The organism is Staphylococcus sp. HMSC061G12 (assembly GCF_001838465.1).
GTDB classification, from domain to species: domain Bacteria; phylum Bacillota; class Bacilli; order Staphylococcales; family Staphylococcaceae; genus Staphylococcus; species Staphylococcus simulans.
In genome coordinates this window covers 1,364-2,362 of record NZ_KV837140.1, presented here as the reverse complement: position 1 = coordinate 2,362, position 999 = coordinate 1,364, and the positions used below count along the sequence as shown (strand labels likewise).

Sequence of the window (999 nt, the reverse complement as noted above, 5' to 3'; positions counted from 1 at the left end):
TTCCATCAGGCAATTTCGTTGGATCATCCACTGTCACTACTGGTGTACCTTTATCTACTGGGAAGTTAGGTACTGTCACTTTATCTTTCACTTCTTGTTCTGTTGTGCCTTGACCAAATGGTTTTGTGATATTTTCAAATTTCGGTTCATAAGTATCAGCGTCTTTCGGACCTACTGTTACTTTAACTTTCACAACATCAGTTGTTTTATCCGGATAAGTGATTGTTACTGGAACTTCGAATTCTCCACTTATGTTACCGTCAGGTACTTTAGTTGTGTCAACCGTTATTACTGGTTGGTCTCCTTCTTTAGGGAAATCTGGAATGCTTACTTTGCCTTTGACTTCATCCGCTGTAGTTGGAGTTCCGTATGGTTTTGTGATTTCTCCTGCAGTCGGTTCATATTTATCATTTTGCGGCTGCGGAGTCACTGTAACTTTGACTGTTACGCGATCTTTTGTGCCGTCTGGATATGTGACTGTCACTGGAACTTCGAATTCACCCGGTGTTTGACCGTTTGGAACCTTAGTTGGATCATCCACTGTTACTACTGGTGTACCTTTATCCACCGGGAAGTTTGGTACTATAACTTTATCTTTCACTTCTTGTTCTGTTGTGCCTTGACCAAATGGTTTTGTGATTGGTTGAACTGTTGGTTCATAAGTGTCTGAATCTTTTGGTCCAACAGTAACTTTGACATTTACTGTATCCGTTGTTTTATCTGGATAAGTGACTGTCACTGGGACTTCGAACTCACCTGGAGTTTGACCGTCAGGTATTTTAGTTGTGTCAACCGTTATTACTGGTTGGTTTCCTTCTTTAGGGAAATCCGGAACGCTTACTTTACCTTTTACTTCGTCTTCAGTAGTTGGAGTTCCGTATGGTTTTGTGATTTCTCCTGTTGTCGGTTCATATATATCTTTTTGCGGTTGATCCCCTACGGTCACTTTAACTGTTACTTTGTCTGTTGTTTTATCTGGATAAGTGACTGTCACTGGGA

At 40.8% G+C, this 999-nt stretch carries 1 protein-coding gene; it reads right to left on the bottom strand.

Annotated features, from left to right (window positions below; genetic code table 11):
• On the bottom strand, positions 1 to 999 hold a 999-nt coding region (locus HMPREF2937_RS09220; RefSeq protein WP_257245385.1), incomplete at both ends, for a Rib/alpha-like domain-containing protein.